We start from the raw sequence: 17,393 nt of genomic DNA on the forward strand, positions 1-17,393 counted from the left end.
TTCCTCTAAAGTCTCTTATCTATGCTCTGCCAGAGCACGGATCAGTTCCTGCCTGCTTTTCACCTGAACCTTCATATAAATATTATGGGTATGGGTTTTCACGGTTCCGACGGAAATATTCAATTCCCCGCAGATCTCCGCGGTCGTCTTATCGCCAAGGATGCAGTGCAGGATCTGGATCTCCCGGGGCGTAAATTTGAATTTTTCTGCTATCTCTGTCAGATAATCGGGCTGCTCTCTGCTCTGCAGTGATACCGCCGGTCCGGGAAATTTCATCATTTCAGCGGGATTCGCCAGACCGGGGCTTTTCACGATTCCAGATCTGTCCGCAGTTCTGGCAGACACAGTTTCAAAGCGTTCTGTAACTCCGGGACTTTTCGCAGTTCCGGATCGTTCCAGTTCCCGCATGCAGTAGACCGTAGAATACAGCATAATAAAAAGCCAGAGTATATTTTCCGAAAAATTCCGCTCCGTCACGGAAAGCATATCCATAAAATAAGTCTGGATATGGGAGATCAGCAGGCTGTCCTCCAAAAGGATGGAAGCACTCAGCAAAAACACGCCCAGAATCAGAACCGAACAGCGGCTCATTCTTTTCTGCACAGCCTCGTCCTTTTCAAGAAATCTGCGAACCAGGAACATCACGCAATATCCGAAGTGGTAAATCTGGCGCGGCAGATAAAACAGCCAGATCGTCAGCAGTGTCTGGGGAAGCCAGGCTATATACCCGCAGAACAGAATCACTGCCGCGAAAAGCAGCAAATAGCTTTTATGGAATTTTAAACTCATGATGTGCAGCAGAATCAAAAAATCTAAAAGCAAGATGGAAACCGTAGTAAAAATCCGCAGAACCGGAAAATGGATCAGATCAAAATATCGTGTATCCGCCGGAAGGCAGAAACGGGCTATATAGAGCAGCTCCACCAACTCCACCAGGTAGCTGGCCAGCAGCAGGCATATATACAGGTGGATATTCTTTTTTGACTTCACGTATAGAAGAAAAGCCATGGACAGAGAAAAAGAGCATATGATCGTCAGACTGATTCCCAGAAAAAACATCGAAGATGCCATATGATCCCCCTCCTTCATTCCCCCCGGAATGCGGCTTCAACACAAAGAGTAAGTTGCCGAAAACTGCCGCGGCAGCTTTTCTGCATATTATCCTATCAAAAAAGCGGGAAAAAGTCAAAATTTTTCCCGCTTCCGCCCGGCTTTTCCACTCCTGGAAATGCTGCCGAAAAAGCCCTGTTTTCAAAGGGTTTAGAAAGGTTTATATCAAAAGATGGAGAAAGGTGCGTAAAAATCAATCTTCTGGAAAGTGAAAATTTCTGCTGAATCTGATCAGATAGCCTTCCCAAAGCCATTCCGCATCAGATGATCCGCCAACTGATCATATCCGCTCTTATTACATTAAACTCCCACCTGCTGTTTCTGCCAGATCCTTCTCCCAAGAAATAACAGCACTGCCGAAAGAAGGGCATACATGACCGGCGCCGCCTCAAACTGAGTCAAATATCCCCCAAAAACAGAGAACAAACGGTCGTCCCATAATCCCCAGGGTATCAGAAGATTGGTAGGCAGCAGATCATAAACCTGTGAGAGCGTCCTGAGTTGAAAAGGGATATCAATAAACAGCGTAAATGTCATAATACCGACCAGAATTGCCATAACACTCACACCTTTTTTCAGCCATTCCGACAAAAACAGAATCACAATACTGTACATTGCAGATATCGCCAGGAGCATGAAAAACAGAACTAAAACAGATTCCCCGACACTCATCCTCCATGAGGACAGCGGAAATTCGATCTGCAGCGCCCCACCAAACCCGTCCGCCCCATAGACCGCCAAATCAGAAAGCAGCGTGATTCCAGACAAAAGCAGCGCCGCGGCCGCGCCGAATGTGATTCCTGCCAAAACCTTCGCGATATACAGCTCTCTTTTTCCATGCCTGGTGCATAAGATCACCGCATCTGTTTTCTGCTGATGCTCCATGGAAAATACATTGGAAAGGCTGACCAGGAGGAGAAGCAGCAGCATACAGTTTACGACATATGACTGATTCCACAACTCTCCCCACCCTTCTGCATATTCGTATGTGAAAGGGAGTTCAAGCCCTGCATCATTCTTTTTCCAATATTCCATTTCTTCCTGCTTCAGCATCTGATCCTCCCTGTTTTGGGCAATCAACTTCTCCCGCTCCGAATACAGCCCGGCCGCATCCATTGTTTTCCCGTCTCCATAGTCCATAATCCTATAGACGTAGATGCGGATCGGTGTATACTTCTGAGCAGCCCACAGCCTGTCCCAGATATCTTCCGGTTCTGTTTTTACATCCGCCTCTTCTTTTGCATCTCCATCCCCCTCTGCATCCGTCTCTTCTTTTGCATCCGTCTCTTCTTCTGCACCTGCCCCTCTCTCTGCATCCGTCTCTCCCGGTTCAACACTCACTACTATCCCAGTTGCCGGGTCCACGTCTTGGGACTCGCGTTTCATCCCCTCTCCCCGAGAAAAATCCTGCATTTCCTGAAGCAGGGAGTCGTCTATCTTTCTTCCTGAAAGCGCCCTTGCGCATTCTCTTCTTATTTTCATCATCTCATATCCGCTTACAACGATTTCCTCATTTCCTTCACCGAAATCCGATGATGTACTGATGAGATCCACAAAGCTTAAGGATACACACAGCAAAAGCATGATGCCGCCGGTAATCCATACGATTCTTCTGCATACGATCTTTCTGAGTTCATAAACGTATAATGTCTTTATTTGGCGTGTTTTCGATCCGTTCATAGATTCCCTCCTGACTCTTTCCCGCTTTCATTCATTTTCTGATACAGACCTTCATCCTCAAACTGCTCCAGATAAAATTTTTCCAGATCCCCCTGTCCTTCCTGCCATTCTCCCTGAAAGATCAGCCTGCCGTCCTTCATCATCAGCACCGTATCCGCAATCTGTTCAATATCTGATACAATATGTGTGGAAAGAATTACAATCCCTTCCTTCCCGGCTTCCCCAATCAGATTCCGGAAACGGGCACGTTCCTTCGGGTCCAGCCCCGCCGTGGGTTCATCCAGAATCAGAAGCCGCGGGCGGTTCAAAAGCGCCTGCGCGATTCCCAGCCGCTGCTTCATGCCGCCGGAATAGGTTTTTATTTTTTTCCTGCCCATATCTCCCAGAGATACCAACTCCAGAAGTTCCGCCGCCCTGCGTCCTGCCTGGGATCTGGCCAGCCCTTTCAGGGTCGCCATGTAAACAAGAAAATCCATTCCCGTAAATTCCGGATAGTAGCCAAAATCCTGGGGCAGATACCCCAGCCCTGCACGATATTCCTCCGTGGATACATCCAGGCCGTCTAAGGAAACGGTTCCGCTGTCACATCTTAAGATTCCGCAGATCAGCCGCAGAAGCGTTGTTTTTCCTGCCCCGTTAGCCCCCAGCAGGCCGTACACTCCCGGATGCAGTCTGAGTGAAATACGGTCTACCGCAATTTTATTCCGAAATTGCTTTGTGACTCTGTCTAAAATAAGTTCCATACCAATCCCTCCATTCTGAAATCATACACAAAGAAGTTCTGAAAGTCTGTTCATACTGCGTTTCCACTCTTTCACCCCATATATGGCTACCGCCGTCAGCATCAAGGTCCAGGCCGGAATGTACCTTGTCCCGAACAGAACCGGATACAGCTTCTGTACAATCAGATTGAGAACGCTGACACAGGCCGCAATCCCAAAACACGCATACCAAGATTCCGCCCCCTTTGTTCTCCGCGCCGCCCACAATCCGGCATCGGCTGTCAGCAGGTAGGGCACCAGCAGATACAGCCCTGTCTGAAAAACAGATGCCCCGTGAAGCCGAGCGCAAACCGGGATCAGAAAAAGCAGCAGAAGCAAATGTACGATACCCAGAATTTCCATCCTTGCAAGCACCACGCTTTTTAAGGAAAAGCGGGCGGCCATTTCCAGCTCGGACATCAAGAATATATGGGACCGATTCTGTTCCGTCACAACAGATACTGCCGCAAACGGGAGCAGCGCGGAAATCCCCCACATCACATCCTTTCCGAACATATGGGCTCCCATAAATGCAATCCCAAACAGAACGGCGGAAATCCCCCATACATATTTCCGGATATATCCTGCCTGCGAAAGCACAAAGGACAGATTGCTGATCCCCGGCTGCGGTATCCTTTTCAAAAATGCTTCCTTTTGTTTCGGCGCAGGCGGTTCGAATGCGTCCCGCAGCGCCTTTTTTAATTTCTCATCCATCTGAATCCCTCCCGTCGTCAACTGCCGCCGATTTAAGCCTCATCCAAAATCCTCTCTGTCCAGCAGAGCCCGAAGCCGTTTCAGCGCTTTCTGTATTTTCCTGTAAACCGCAAATCTTGATACCTGTAAAAGCCCGCAGATCTCCGATACCGTAAGCTCATTGACATATCGAAGAAGCAGCAGCTCCTGTTCCTCTTCTGCAAGCTGTGACAACGCCGTTTTCACAGCTATACTCATAAGCACCTGATTTTCCGGGGCTTCATCTGCAAGTTCTGCAAGCTCCTCCAGCGGTTCTGTCCGGGTACGCCGGTACGCATCCATACACAGGTTTCGCGCAATCGTATAGAGAAACTGTAATTTTTTCCCGCGCTCACAGTAATCTCTGCTTTCCAGAAAGCGAAGAAACGTTTCCTGTGTCACATCCTCTGCCATCTGCCGATGCCCCAGCTTAAAATAGCAGTAGCGGTATATTTTATCATACTGATCTTCTAAATCCATGGTTCGAACTGAAACCTCCTTTGCGCCTGCCGGGTGTCCTCCTTCACTTTGATTAACGGTTTACACGGCACAGATGTGCGGGTCTATTTGGAAAAATTTTAGAATATACGAAAAAAATTCAAAGCAAAGCACGGTCTGAACTGCTCCGGCTTTTGGCTGTAAATGGAAAAGATGCCCTCCCGCTGTGGAAGAACATCCCTTTTATACTTATGTAATTCAATTATATTTCCAATAACACTCTTTGAGATTAAATCTCGTAAACCTGAACTTTTAAACGGCCCTCGCTTCAAGCTTGGAAACTCTTTGATCCAGATTCCCAATCAACTTCAGAGACAATTTGAGTGTTTCATTTTCATTTCCGATCATACGGTAGTAGCCCTCAAAAATTCCAAGCCGCTTCTTTACATTGTCAAACTCTTTTTGATACTTTTTATCATACCGCTCCATCTCATCAAATAGAAATTCTTCAGATTGGCTGATTCTGGTGTCCATCTGTTCACTGATCCGCTTCTCGGATTGACGTATTTTGACATCCATTTCTTTGCCCAGACGCTTCTCTGACTGACATATTTTGTCATCTATCTCTTTGCCCAGACGCTTCTCTGACTGACATATTTTGTCATCCATCTCTTCGCTCAGACGCTTCTCTGACTGACGTATTTTGACATCCATCTCTTTGCTCAGACGCTTCTCTGACTGGCGTATTTTGTCATCCATCTCTACACTCAGACGTTTCTCTGACTGACGTATTTTGACATCCATCTCTTCACTCAGACGCTTCTCAGCCTGCTCTACACGTGTATCTATCTGAGCACTCAATCTTTCCTCGGCCTGCTCTACACGTGTATCTATCTGAGCACTCAATCTTTCCTCGGCCTGCTCTACACGTGTATCTATCTGAGCACTCAATCTTTCCTCGGCCTGCTCTACACGTGTATCTATACGTTTGCCCAATTTGTCCTCTGTTTGCTCTGCCCTGACATTAATTAATTCGGCAATAGCCATCAAATCTTTTTGATCCAACATTCCGCTTCTCCCCCCTTCCCTATTCATTTGATTTTCCCAGTATAGCATAAACCGGGAAATTTTGTAACCCAGTTCACTGCAAGTTCACATATTTCATTCATAATGGAACCATAGATGATAAATTGTATAAATTATGGTTAGATGATAAAAAGAACTCTCAACTTACCCCAAGGCTAATCATCGACACAAGTGCCGAATCATACCAATAAGTTGACACGCCCAAACGGGTGCATCCAATCAGCGGCAGGGTCCATTTAAAATGGTACCTGTTTTTCGATTTCAAATCGGGAAATTGACGCAGGGATTTTTCTGTGGCGAGGTGGCACTCATAGGACGCCCCTCATAATTTCCGGATGGGGCCCTGATTCAGGGTCGTGGTTCCCTCCATTTAGGAGGTGGGGTCTAATCAGATCCTCCCTGTCCCTTCAACACTGAAATATCGGAGCATATTTTTTTCCCAGGTCTGCACATTGAAAATAGTATATCTGCCAAGGCAGCCGGGGGACGTGCTCCCACCCGTTCCGAGTCTTGTAGGAAAGGGTGGTGCTTATGCAATGAGTACTTATGAGGAACTTCAGCTAATCGTATCGGTGGCATTATTGATCGTGTCGATCCTGAACGGGTTTTAAACACTTTTGAACCGCAAAAAACGCCATAAACCGCAAAAATGCGGCTTTTTTTATGTCAAATTTTATAAAATTATATGTTGTACGGAGTTGTATATTGTGTTATAATGGTATTATGAAATTGAATTATGACAGAAAATCAAAAAACCCAACTTATTTTATCCAGCAAGGATTCCGCAATGGCAAAAAGACTTCTACCAGAAATGTAGCTGTGATCGGTAAACACTTGGATCTTCTTAAGATCACTGATGATCCCCTTGCTTATGCCAAGCAAAAAGTTGCCGAATATAACGAGCAGATGAAAAACAGTAAGGTCTCTATGGAGGTGACAATCGACTTTGACGAAAAGATCAAAGCATCAAATGACCTTATTTCATCGGACACCAGCCGCAATATCGGCTACTTTTTCCTGCAGTCCGTTTATCATAACCTTGCAATTGGCAGCTTCCTCAAAAAAGTATCCGCTGATTCCCGGATCACCTTCGACCCCAACCTTGTGAACCGGTTTCTGACCTGCGCAAGAATACTGGAACCAGAATCCAAGTTTGCTACGCTCCGCCATCTGGGCCGTTATTATGAGCAGCCGGAAATTGGGTACCAGCATATCCACCGGACACTGGATCTTCTGGCTGAAAACTATACCGGATATCTCCAGAACCTTTTCCAATATAGCTGCAGGATTGTCAGGCGTAATACTTCCGTATGTTACTTTGACTGCACAAATTTTTATTTTGAAGTTGAGTCGCCTGATGATGATTATGTTGATGAAGTGACCGGGGAATTTATAAAAGGCTTCCGTAAATACGGCCCTTCCAAACAGCATCAGCCCGCACCATTGGTAGAGATGGGACTCTTCATGGACGCGGACGGGATTCCTCTTTCCATGTGTCTTGCCCCGGGGTCAGATAATGAACAGACACTTGCCATCCCCTTGGAAAAAGAACTGACAAAAATGTTTAAAGGGAAGACGTTTATTTATTGTGCAGATGCAGGGCTGGGGTCACTCAATATCAGACGTTTTAATTCCATGGGTGGGCGGGCTTTTATTGTGACCCAGTCAATCAAAAAAATGGCAGGCACTCTGCAGGAAGCTGTTTTTAACGATTGCGACTACCGGCTTCTTTCTTCCGATGATCCGGTTACGATTGATAGCATGAAAAGCTTTGACCATCATAAAAAAGAAAATTATCGTCTTTATCAGGACAAGGCATACAAAATAATAAATGCTGACCGTCTGGAAGACCTGGGTTTCTATGAAGAAAAAATATGTAAAAATGGAAAAAAGAGACAGGTAAAAGCCAAAGGGATGCTCAAACAAAAGATTATCATCACGTTTTCCAGAAAAACCATGGAATATCAGCGCTATATCCGCAACCGGCAGGTTGAACGAGCCAAGCGCCTGCTAAAGGATTTGGACCCTGAAACATATAAAAAAGGCCCAAATGATGTGACAAGATTTATCAAAAGGGTATCGGATGGGAGCGTGAAGGATATTTACGAGATTAATGAAGAACGGATCAGGGAAGAAGAAAAATACGATGGTTACTATGCGGTTGCTACCAGTCTGGATGATGATGCCGCCCAGATTCTTGAGATATCTTCAAAACGGTATAAAATAGAAGACTGTTTTCGGATTATGAAGACAAATTTTTCCGGCCGTCCTGTATATCATCATACCAAAGAACATATCACCGCTCATTTTATGATATGCTACACAGCACTGCTGATCTACCGGCTGATGGAAAAGCAGCTTGAAGATTACTGTAAAGATTATGACCGCAGGTGTGGTATTGACCACAATGATCCTGCGGAAAGAATGCATTTTACCATTGATAATATCATTGAGATGCTGAAAAATATGAATGTTGTAAATGTCCAGGATATGTACTATATGTCGACCTATACGGGGTCAAAGCTGTGCACTGCACTAAATAGCATTTATGAGCTTGGTCTGGATAAAAAATACTATCAGCCAAAAGAGCTAAATAAAAGAATAAAAAAAATTTCAAGCTAGGATTTCCATACAACATTTTCAAAACACCAAAAAGAAGGCAAAACCTCGTGTTTTCAATGGTTTCGCCTTCTTCTATTAATTCAAAGTGTTTAAAACGGGTCGTGGTTCCCTCCATTTAGGAGGTGGGGTCTAATCAGATCCTCCCTGTCCCTTCAACACTGAAATATCGGAGCATATTTTTTTCCCAGGTCTGCACATTGAAAATAGTATATCTGCCAAGGCAGCCGGGGGACGTGCTCCCACCCGTTCCGAGTCTTGTAGGAAAGGGTGGTGCTTATGCAATGAGTACTTATGAGGAACTTCAGCTAATCGTATCGGTGGCATTATTGATCGTGTCGATCCTGAATTACGTCAAAAGGAACAATAAGAAATAGCCGTCCCGCTCACTGGCAATGACTGGACGACTATTTCTTTAGGTCTAATTTAATTATTCGCCGGGGCGGGTGAGACGCATTCACCCTCCGGCTGTCTTGTCAAGTATATTATATGCAATTTTATTGCCGTTGTCAAACCATTTATAGGCATTTCCATTCATTTCAAAAGGCACCGCCACGTGCAGGAATGAAAGGAAGATGATAAAATGCCAGCTTATAAAGATGAAAAGCCCGGTCATTCCCTATTTTTATGGTTTCCGGGTTTTCTGTTACAAGTCACACTTTGACCAGGTGTGCCTGTAACTCATGCCAACGTCGATCCGCAGTTTCATCTCCCGCACCGCTCCAGCGCCGGAATTTCTCCTCTACCATACCCTTCCCGACTGGCGCATATGCAGATACCGTTTGATATCCCTTTCAGCCCCTTTGGGAAATTCCAAAAACTGGCACCCATACCCAAATCTTCCGTCGCGGAAAACCTCTTCCCGAATAATCAGGGCCTTCATCCGGTATTCCGTTTCTACGAAGCAATAGGAAAACTCAAGTATGCCGTCATACTGCAGCTTCGTCCTGGTGATAAAGTAAATACCGCCCTCGCTGATATTCTGGATAATCCCTCCAAATTCCGCCTGCTCTGGAGATGAAAATATCGTTTCTTTCTCCATATTAGACCTGAGACTCCTCCGGGCTTCTACAATCTCAATTACATCTAGGATATCGCAGTCCGCAACCCACGGCGCAGGTATGGACGGGTCATAATTACTCCTGACGACAACTGCACAGTGCGCTTTGATACACCCGATCTCGCTGTCAAAAAAATCAATCCGAATGTTCACCGTATCCGACAGTTCCTGCTCCCTTTTCAGAAGGAGAAGAATCTGCTCCCCCGCACATTTCACCGGAATCCTTTTCTGATCCGCATCCGCTGTCTCATAAACCGAACATATAGTACAATGATTCAAAACCATTGGCTCTGCCCCTCCTTAACTAAATATACACACCCTGAAATTCCCACCGCATATGCCCCAAGGGCACCCCATTATGGCCATTCGACCGTTTCATAAGGTATACCCAAGGGCATCCCATTATGGCCATACGGCTGTTTCATAATGTATAAAAACTGCATCATAAAACGGGATTTTTCTTTTTTCGCACGATTCTATTCCTGACCTACGTATTATAACCGATCTATTTTATCTTTACAATACAGAAAGCCGCCAAATATCCATGCAGGCATGACTGCCCGTTACTGTTCACACGGCGTCGTGCACCCTGCTGCACGGCGTCCGGCTAATAAAGTAACATTTGCCATAATATCCAGCCCTCGCCGAAGGCGACTTAAAATGGGCTGGATACTGTTACTGGAGCACCCAAAGGGTGTGAACAGTAACTGACTGCCCGGCTCATTGCTTCGTGGGAATAAAAACGCCGCAGTTCACCGACCTTCCAGTGAACTGCAGCGCTTCTATATTATATGTTTTTCTGATCTGTTTCGTCCTGCCCCAAATGCCCGTTCCCGGCCCGAACAGCTTCCTCTTCTATGCCTGAGACTTCCTCTGTCTCTCCCAGGTGCCAGATGTCCTCATTGTACTCCGCAATCGTCCGGTCAGAAGAAAAATATCCTGCCCCGCTGATATTGAGCAGCGCCATCTTCGCCCACTTCTCCGGGTTTACGGCATAATCTGTAACTGCCTGGTTTTTGCGCACAACATAAGCATTAAAATCGGGAAACGTCTGGAACCAGTCCTTTCCGACCAGCTCGTTTTTCAGGCTCCTGAGGCTCCCTTCGTCCCCTTCTGAGAGCATCAGCTCCCCATCGATAAAATCAACCGCACGGCGGAGGTTGGGGTCTGTCTCATACCACTCCCGGGCGCAGTAATCTCCTTTTTCATAGAGCCGGATCACCTGTCTGCTGCTCTGTCCGAAGATATAGATATTCTCCCCGCCTACACAGTCCGCGATCTCCACATTTGCCCCGTCCATCGTTCCAAGCGTAACCGCTCCGTTGAGCATAAACTTCATGTTGCCGGTGCCCGATGCCTCCTTTGATGCCAGGCTGATCTGCTCGGACAAATCACAGGCCGGGATCATCTTTTCCGCTGCCGTCACATTATAATTTTCGACCAGCACAATCTGAATCCACTTGGAAACCTCCGGATCCTTTTCAACGACTTTTGACAGCGTCAGCAGAGCATGAATGATATTTTTTGCCGTAATGTAGGCCGGAGCCGCCTTCGCACCAAACACGGCGGTAATCGGCGCTGCCGGTAGATGCCCGTTCTTGATCTCAAAATACTGGTGGATGAGATATAAGAGGTTCAGCTGCTGCCGTTTATATTCATGAAGCCGCTTTGACTGAATGGAAAAAATGGAATCCGGCTTCAAAGCAACTCCCTGCTTCTTGAACAGCCAATCCGAAAACTTTTTCTTATTCGCCGTCTTAATTTCCATCAGCCTTTTCAGTACCTTCTGATCGTCCCCATAGGCGGCCAGTTTTTTCAGCTCCGACGCATCTTTCTTAAATCCCGGGCCGATCAGGCTCTCGATATACTCCGTCAGCTCATGGTTGCAGGACAGAAGCCACCTTCTGAAGGTAATGCCGTTTGTCTTATTGTTAAATTTTTCCGGATAGAGCTGATAAAACTGATTCAGCTCGCTTTCCTTGAGTATCTCCGTGTGAAGGGCCGCCACGCCGTTTGTACTGTGGGTAAAATGAATATCCATATTCGCCATGTGTACCAGGTGCCCCTTGTCAATGATCGCCAAATCTTCCCTGTCCGTTTTTTCCTTCACGGCTTCATCCAGCTTGCGGATCACAGGCATGAGCTGGGGAACCACTTCCTCCAGATAGCTTTCCGGCCATTTTTCCAGCGCTTCCGCCAGAATCGTGTGGTTCGTGTACGCGCAGGTTTTGGTCACGATCTCCGCCGCCTCTTCAAATGCAATCCCTTTTTCACCAAGCAGGCGGATCAGCTCCGGAATCACCATGGACGGATGGGTATCGTTGATCTGGATTGCTGCATAGTCCGCAAGATCGTGAAGCTTACATCCCCGTTTTTCACATTCCTCCAGAATCATCTGCGCCCCGGCGCTGACCATAAGGTACTGCTGGTAAATGCGCAGCTTCCGGCCTTCGTCGTCGCTGTCGTCGGGATACAAAAACAGGGTCAGGTTCTTGTCGATCTCCGTCTTATCGAATTGGATTCCTTCCGAAATGATGCCCTCGTCCACCGTATCTAAGTCAAACAGGTTCAGCTTATTGGTGCGCCCGTCATAGCCGGTCACATCAAGTCGGTACAGACGCGCCTCATATTCTTTTCCCGCAAGGCTTACTTCATAGGTCTTTCCCGTATCTTCGGCCCACTGCGCGCCGTCCAGCCAGTAGTCGGGAGTTTCATTCTGACAGTGATTCCGGAAATTCTGACGGAACAGCCCGCAGTGGTACATAAGCCCCACACCGTCTCCCGGGAGATCCAGTGTTGCCAGAGAATCCAGAAAACACGCCGCCAGGCGCCCCAGTCCGCCGTTTCCAAGGCTTGGCTCCGGCTCGATCTCTTCCAGCTCGGCCAGCGATTTTCCAGATTCCTTTAAAAGCCCGTCCACCTCGTCATAGATTCCCAGATTGATCAGATTATTGCTCAAAAGCTTTCCGATCAAAAATTCCGCCGAGATATAATACAGCTTCCGTCCTTTGACCGCCTTTTCCCTGGCCTTGCTCTCCTCCTTCACAATGGTCATCAGTGCTCTATAAATTTCTTCATAACTGCATTCTGCGATCGACTTTTTACAAAGTGCTTCCAATCTTGCTTTCATGAGAATACCCCTTTCACATCTAAAGATCTCCTATTACCAGTTTCCTTTTTTATAATTCCCTGGTATCTTAATTTCTACCACATTTCCAAACGAAATACCTGTACTTTCGTCGCAATCTATTATACAATACTATCATGAAAGAAGAACATTTACCCAATCAAGCCCCCATTGCAAACGGATACCATGAGACGAAAAAGCACACCGGCTTCCTGTTCCCCTACAACGTCTATCCCTGTACCATCCCTGACGATTTCCCTTCCGTATCGCTGCACTGGCAGGATACCATGGAGATCGTCTACATCAAAAAAGGACGGGGAAGGGCCCAGGTAGACCTGTCTGTTTTTGAAGTTCATGCAGGTGATATTATCCTCGCACTGCCCGGACATCTCCACGGGCTAAGGCATATACATGGGGAACGTATGGAATATGAGAACATTATTTTTGACATGACTTTTTTGGGAAGCGGCGTGATCGACCTGTGCAGCCAGAAATACCTGCTGCCCCTGCTGCGGAACGAGTGGAAGCTGCCCGTATGCGTCACCCCCCTGGATGACTGCCACGCTTCCCTGTCCGCCTGCCTTGACAACGCAGACATGCTGTGCAGCTTACGTCCGACGGGATACGAGCTGGAAGTCAAGGCGGATATGATGAAATTCTTTTCCATTCTATTTCGGACGGCAGACCCGGCGAAGCAGGAGCCCCCTGTTCCCGCCAATATTGACCGTTTAAAAACGATCCTTCATTTGATTGAGGAACAGTTTCAGCAACCCCTCACGGTGGAGGAAGCCGCTGATGTATGCGGTTACAGCGCCAGCCACTTTATGCGCTGGTTCCGGCAGGTGACGGGAACCAGCTTTATCCATTATCTCAACCGTTTCCGTCTGGAAAAGGCTTTTCAGGAATTGAAAACTACCGAAAAAACCGTTTTGGAGATCTCCCAGGAGGTCGGTTTTGACAATCTGTCCAACTTCAACCGCCTGTTTAAAAAACAATTTCTCATGACGCCCAGGGAGCTTCGAACCGTAAAAAAAGAACTTCCATCCACATAGGAAGTTCTCCTTTTGATTTACAGGACGGCATCCCCTCGTTCCGCCGACAGACAGTATCCCACCGATTCCACTCTGCGCGACAGACAGTCTCTGCATTCTGCCGCTTCCTCTCCGGTGCAGATTTTATTGTCATACAGATCATACTGCTTCCGGTTTTTCAGAGGGGACAGGTTGGGCATCACCACATTGGCGCCGGCCAGCAGACCTTTTTCCCTGCCCTGCGAATCCAGAGTTCCAAGCGCGGTCGTTGCCGGGATCAGCGCCTTCGGCAGGAGAATCCGGATCACAGACAGCAAAAACAATGTCTGTTCCACGCTTCCCGCCTCTGCCTCCGCAAACGGCGTGTCATGATGCGGGATAAAAGGCCCCACACCGACCATAGCCGGATGCAGTTCTTCCAGAAAGCACAGGTCTTCTGCCAACGCTGCGTTGGTCTGTCCCGGGGAGCCAACCATGAATCCGGCGCCCACCTGATAGCCAAGTGCTTTCAGATCATACAGGCACCGTTTCCTGGAAGACAGGCTCAAATTCTCCGGGTGGAGTTTTCGGTAATGAGCTTCATCCGCCGTCTCATGCCGCAGCAGATAACGGTCGGCTCCCGCCTCCCGGAACAGCCGATAGCTTTCACAGGGCCTTTCTCCGATGGACAGGGTCAGAGCGCAGTCCGGATAACGCGCCTTGATCTCTCGAATGATCTCAGCCATTCTCTCATCCGTAAAGTAAGAATCCTCCCCGCCCTGAAGCACGAACGTCCGGAATCCCAGTCCGTATCCGTTCTCACAGCAGTCCAGGATTTCCTCCCGGCTCAGGCGGTATCTGCGGGCCTTTTGGTTTCCGCATCGTATCCCGCAGTAATAACAGTTGTTTTTACAATAATTGGTAAACTCGATCAGACCTCTTGTAAAGACCTTATCTCCGTAATACTGTTTTCGGAGACGGACCGCTTCCTCCCGCAGCTTCGTGCGGACACCGGCATCGCCGCCTGCGTCCAGCAGTTCTATATACTCCGTCCTGGTAAGGGTATGGTCCCGTATCAATTTATCCGCCAGAATCAATGGTCGTTCTCCTTTTTGTCTCCATACTGCAGCCGTTCCCGGCAAAAACCCCGAAGTCCGTCTGCCGTTGGGGACTGTCAAAAAATATGTTCCTTTAGATTTTCATCCTCAAATTCGAAGATGCAGCGTTCAAATGCGTTGATCACATGGGTATCCTGATATTTATCGTACCGCTTGTGGTTTCTTCCATAAGACATATGTACGTGCCCGTGCAGAAAAAATTTGGGGCGGTATTTCTCAATCAGCGACCGGAAAACCTGAAACCCCTGATGCGGCAGATCCCGCCCGTCATTTAACTGATAGGCTGGTGCATGGGTGACCAGTATATCAAAGCCCTGATGCCGGAACAATTTGAGCCACAGCTTCGCGGCCCTGCGCTTCATCTCCCGCTCCGTGTACTGATGCGCCCCTGGGCAGTAGCGCATGGAGCCGCCTAGCCCAAGTATCCGCACCCCTTCGTGGACATAGATCTGATCCTCAATGCAAATGCAGCCCTCAGGCGGAATGCGTTCGTATTTTCCATCATGGTTTCCGTGTACATACAGAACCGGTACGGACGAAAGAGTTACCAAAAAGGACAGGTAATTGGGATCCAGATCTCCGCAGGAGATGATCAGGTCAATCCCTTCCAGTTTGCTTTTTTCGTAATAATCCCACAGATACTTTGACTCTTCATCCGCGATTGCCAGTATCTTCATTCGACAGTTAACCTTCCTTTTTCTGTACTCCCTGCTGCTCGATAACAGGCTTTGCCTCTTCCTTGAGCTCTTCTTTTTTCGGAATGGAACCGATCACGTTCTCTGCCAGCCAATCCATGGTCATGATCTCTTCCGGCGACAGGATTCGATCCGGCTCGCCCTGTACAATTCCCGTCTGGGAATACAAAATCCCGGAAAACGGGTTGAATATATCGGAACTGATGGTCGCCCTCAGCAGTTCTACCAGACGCTTTGTCCCGATGGGCAGGTTCTGGGAGCAGATCACGTCGATCACGCCTGATGACATCCCCCACCAGTAATTGATGGCTTTTGTGGATGCCGGATTGTCGTCGTACTTCCAGGTTCCGTCCATGATCGTCCGAATCAGCCTTTCGTAAAACTTTCCCCAGTGCCACAGCGGCATGGCAAGATTTCTCAGCCATCCCCCTTCCATATGGTACAGTCCGAAGAACCGGGAAGCGTCCTCCGGGATCACCATGTCCCGTCCCGATACACAGGAGGACTTGTTGCTTCTGATTTTTTCATCAATGTCCACATCCTTCAAAGTGGACCATTCCAAAAACACCTCCGCCCGCGGGTTGATCATCTTTGCCCCCAGCGCAAATGCATTGATATTCGCGATGGAACCACAGATCGGGTAATCCGCAATGTAGGTCATCCGGTTATTTTCCGCCATCGCTCCGGCAATGGCGCCCATCAGAAACTTTGCCTCGTGCATCCGGGAATAATAGGTTCGGATGTACCGGTGGGACGTATTCAGGGAGCAGTTCAGAATCCTGATCTCCGGATTCGCGATGGCCGCCTTCACACTTGCCTGTACAAAGGACGGCGTGGTCGTAAAGATCAGGTTGCAGCCCGAACCGATGGCCTCCTCCAGAATGGCTTCAATATTTTCCAGAGTTGCGTTCTCATAGCTGACCGTCTGAACCTCTTCCGAAAATGTCTGTTCCAGATGCAGCCTTCCCAATTCGTGGGCATAGGCCCAGGCTGAGGTTCCCGGTGTCTTTTCGTAGATGAAGGCGATCTTAAGCTTCGGTATGCTCAGCGGCAGGAGAAGGCTCAGCAGCGGCTTCTTTTCCTCATTGGGCTTCATCTTTAAGTCAACCACCTGATCCTCCTGCAGAAGTTCAAACTCCTCCCAGCTCTTTGTCATCAGCTCTTTCAGGTCGCTGGTGGTCTTCTCGTCAATGGCCTCATATCCGTATAATGTGATAAACGCCAGAAAGGCATCTCCCGTGGTGATCCTGAGCTTTCCGCCGCCCTGCGTCTCGTACTCCCCGGAAAATCTGGAATAAATGGAGCTGAATTTCAGGAGTTCATCCTTTGTCCATTCCTCCTCCGGCCCTTTTCCCACTGCCTCCTGCAGCTTCGCGAAGCTGCCTTCCTGTGTAAACCAGATATAATTGATAGGCGCGCACCGGTAAAAATCCAGAAATTCATAGTAGATTTTATTTTCCTTTTCCTCCGTGCGCTTCGGAATGATCCGCGTCACGTTGCCGGGAATAGAGACCACGCCGAAATATTTCATAACGCTGACCCGCTTATTCCCCTCTTCCACGTAGAATTTGTTCATATATTCATATGCCTTGATCGGTTCCCGGATTCCTTCCTCCACATGGCTTGTACTCAGACTCGCCCATTTTGAAGCAAACTCCGTAGTCTCGCGCAGGATCGGCATAAAATTCCCTGAAAAGGAATTACTTCTTCCCACTGTTTTCGTCCCGACGATCTGGTCTGCGGGAATCTGCACCAGCCCAAGGGGCATCTCCGAATACGACCCCTTCTCCGGCATGAAATCATCCAGAACCTGCAGGGTCGGCCTCACCCCGCGGAGCATCCGTGCCTGATAATCTTTTTTTCCCAATCTATATGCCCTGCTGTAATCTTCGCTTCCCATAATGCCCTCCTATTGCGATCACACTTCCATTGAAAAGCTGCCTTAATCGAATCTGTA

General features: G+C 47.9%; 15 protein-coding genes. 4 read left to right on the forward strand and 11 right to left on the reverse strand.

Annotation, left to right across the window (positions count from 1 at the left end; translation table 11 throughout):
* Positions 1 to 15: 15 nt before the first annotated feature.
* From EBB54_RS16985 to EBB54_RS17010, 6 genes are all read right to left on the reverse strand, one after another.
* Entirely contained in the window at positions 16 to 1,071 is a 1,056-nt protein-coding gene (locus tag EBB54_RS16985) for a response regulator transcription factor (protein ID WP_162307165.1), read from the reverse strand.
* Between the two features lie 339 nt (positions 1,072 to 1,410).
* On the reverse strand, positions 1,411 to 2,790 hold the full coding sequence (locus EBB54_RS16990) for an ABC transporter permease subunit (protein WP_125128323.1): 1,380 nt from the start codon (positions 2,788 to 2,790) through the stop codon (positions 1,411 to 1,413).
* The gene (locus EBB54_RS16995) at positions 2,787 to 3,533 is read right to left on the reverse strand and encodes an ABC transporter ATP-binding protein (protein ID WP_125128324.1); all 747 of its coding nucleotides are present in this window, start codon (positions 3,531 to 3,533) and stop codon (positions 2,787 to 2,789) included. Before EBB54_RS16995 ends, EBB54_RS16990 begins: the two co-directional genes overlap by 4 nt.
* 21 nt (positions 3,534 to 3,554) lie before the next feature.
* The gene (locus EBB54_RS17000; RefSeq protein ID WP_125128325.1) at positions 3,555 to 4,265 is read right to left on the reverse strand and encodes a hypothetical protein; all 711 of its coding nucleotides are present in this window, start codon (positions 4,263 to 4,265) and stop codon (positions 3,555 to 3,557) included.
* A 39-nt stretch (positions 4,266 to 4,304) separates the two neighbouring features.
* The gene (locus tag EBB54_RS17005) at positions 4,305 to 4,763 is read right to left on the reverse strand and encodes an RNA polymerase sigma factor (RefSeq protein WP_125128326.1); all 459 of its coding nucleotides are present in this window, start codon (positions 4,761 to 4,763) and stop codon (positions 4,305 to 4,307) included.
* Positions 4,764 to 5,033: 270 nt separating this feature from the next.
* Positions 5,034 to 5,789: a hypothetical protein gene (locus EBB54_RS17010; RefSeq protein ID WP_125128327.1), complete on the reverse strand. Its 756-nt coding sequence runs from the start codon at positions 5,787 to 5,789 to the stop codon at positions 5,034 to 5,036.
* A 470-nt stretch (positions 5,790 to 6,259) separates the two neighbouring features.
* Here EBB54_RS17010 and EBB54_RS30215 point away from each other — a divergent pair, with 470 nt between their 5' ends.
* The 3 genes from EBB54_RS30215 (at position 6,260) to EBB54_RS31250 (ending at position 8,803) form a co-directional block, all read left to right on the forward strand.
* The gene (locus EBB54_RS30215) at positions 6,260 to 6,418 is read left to right on the forward strand and encodes a hypothetical protein (protein WP_154677800.1); all 159 of its coding nucleotides are present in this window, start codon (positions 6,260 to 6,262) and stop codon (positions 6,416 to 6,418) included.
* A 112-nt stretch (positions 6,419 to 6,530) separates the two neighbouring features.
* Positions 6,531 to 8,429, forward strand: a complete 1,899-nt coding sequence (locus EBB54_RS17015; RefSeq protein WP_125126599.1) for an IS1634 family transposase — start codon at positions 6,531 to 6,533, stop codon at positions 8,427 to 8,429.
* Positions 8,430 to 8,710: 281 nt separating this feature from the next.
* The gene (locus tag EBB54_RS31250) at positions 8,711 to 8,803 is read left to right on the forward strand and encodes a putative holin-like toxin (protein WP_243127703.1); all 93 of its coding nucleotides are present in this window, start codon (positions 8,711 to 8,713) and stop codon (positions 8,801 to 8,803) included.
* A gap of 365 nt (positions 8,804 to 9,168) precedes the next feature.
* On the opposite strand, the gene EBB54_RS17020 is transcribed toward EBB54_RS31250, so the two are convergent.
* Positions 9,169 to 9,771 (reverse strand): PilZ domain-containing protein, encoded by a 603-nt coding sequence (locus EBB54_RS17020; RefSeq protein ID WP_125128328.1) that lies wholly within the window; start codon positions 9,769 to 9,771, stop codon positions 9,169 to 9,171.
* Between the two features lie 502 nt (positions 9,772 to 10,273).
* Complete coding sequence (locus EBB54_RS17025) at positions 10,274 to 12,616, reverse strand: glycogen/starch/alpha-glucan phosphorylase (RefSeq protein ID WP_125128329.1); 2,343 nt, start codon at positions 12,614 to 12,616, stop codon at positions 10,274 to 10,276.
* Positions 12,617 to 12,750: 134 nt separating this feature from the next.
* On the opposite strand from EBB54_RS17025, the gene EBB54_RS17030 reads away from it, so the two are divergent.
* Positions 12,751 to 13,665 (forward strand): AraC family transcriptional regulator, encoded by a 915-nt coding sequence (locus tag EBB54_RS17030; RefSeq protein ID WP_125128330.1) that lies wholly within the window; start codon positions 12,751 to 12,753, stop codon positions 13,663 to 13,665.
* Between the two features lie 17 nt (positions 13,666 to 13,682).
* Here EBB54_RS17030 and hydE read toward each other — a convergent pair whose 3' ends face one another.
* The 3 genes from hydE to EBB54_RS17045 form a co-directional block, all read right to left on the reverse strand.
* Positions 13,683 to 14,720 (reverse strand): [FeFe] hydrogenase H-cluster radical SAM maturase HydE, encoded by a 1,038-nt coding sequence (gene hydE / locus EBB54_RS17035; RefSeq protein WP_125128331.1) that lies wholly within the window; start codon positions 14,718 to 14,720, stop codon positions 13,683 to 13,685.
* Positions 14,721 to 14,797: 77 nt separating this feature from the next.
* Positions 14,798 to 15,418, reverse strand: a complete 621-nt coding sequence (locus EBB54_RS17040) for a metallophosphoesterase family protein (RefSeq protein ID WP_125128332.1) — start codon at positions 15,416 to 15,418, stop codon at positions 14,798 to 14,800.
* Between the two features lie 7 nt (positions 15,419 to 15,425).
* A complete protein-coding gene (locus EBB54_RS17045; RefSeq protein ID WP_125128333.1) occupies positions 15,426 to 17,336 on the reverse strand; it encodes a BMP family ABC transporter substrate-binding protein in 1,911 nt (636 codons plus the stop codon).
* Positions 17,337 to 17,393: the final 57 nt, after the last annotated feature.

Source organism: Schaedlerella arabinosiphila (genome assembly GCF_003885045.1).
GTDB lineage: Bacteria > Bacillota > Clostridia > Lachnospirales > Lachnospiraceae > Schaedlerella > Schaedlerella arabinosiphila.

What these genes read in the sequence shown, in the direction of transcription:
- EBB54_RS17040 (WP_125128332.1), bottom strand. Translation starts at nt 15,418, where the DNA reads ATGAAGATACTGGCAATCGCGGATGAAGAGTCAAAGTATCTGTGGGAT.
- EBB54_RS17030 (WP_125128330.1), top strand. Translation starts at nt 12,751, where the DNA reads ATGAAAGAAGAACATTTACCCAATCAAGCCCCCATTGCAAACGGATAC.
- EBB54_RS16995 (WP_125128324.1), bottom strand. Translation starts at nt 3,533, where the DNA reads ATGGAACTTATTTTAGACAGAGTCACAAAGCAATTTCGGAATAAAATT.
- EBB54_RS17045 (WP_125128333.1), bottom strand. Translation starts at nt 17,336, where the DNA reads ATGGGAAGCGAAGATTACAGCAGGGCATATAGATTGGGAAAAAAAGAT.
- EBB54_RS17005 (WP_125128326.1), bottom strand. Translation starts at nt 4,763, where the DNA reads ATGGATTTAGAAGATCAGTATGATAAAATATACCGCTACTGCTATTTT.
- EBB54_RS17000 (WP_125128325.1), bottom strand. Translation starts at nt 4,265, where the DNA reads ATGGATGAGAAATTAAAAAAGGCGCTGCGGGACGCATTCGAACCGCCT.
- EBB54_RS17020 (WP_125128328.1), bottom strand. Translation starts at nt 9,771, where the DNA reads ATGGTTTTGAATCATTGTACTATATGTTCGGTTTATGAGACAGCGGAT.
- EBB54_RS17025 (WP_125128329.1), bottom strand. Translation starts at nt 12,616, where the DNA reads ATGAAAGCAAGATTGGAAGCACTTTGTAAAAAGTCGATCGCAGAATGC.
- EBB54_RS16985 (WP_162307165.1), bottom strand. Translation starts at nt 1,071, where the DNA reads ATGGCATCTTCGATGTTTTTTCTGGGAATCAGTCTGACGATCATATGC.
- EBB54_RS31250 (WP_243127703.1), top strand. Translation starts at nt 8,711, where the DNA reads ATGAGTACTTATGAGGAACTTCAGCTAATCGTATCGGTGGCATTATTG.
- EBB54_RS16990 (WP_125128323.1), bottom strand. Translation starts at nt 2,790, where the DNA reads ATGAACGGATCGAAAACACGCCAAATAAAGACATTATACGTTTATGAA.
- EBB54_RS17010 (WP_125128327.1), bottom strand. Translation starts at nt 5,789, where the DNA reads ATGTTGGATCAAAAAGATTTGATGGCTATTGCCGAATTAATTAATGTC.
- EBB54_RS17015 (WP_125126599.1), top strand. Translation starts at nt 6,531, where the DNA reads ATGAAATTGAATTATGACAGAAAATCAAAAAACCCAACTTATTTTATC.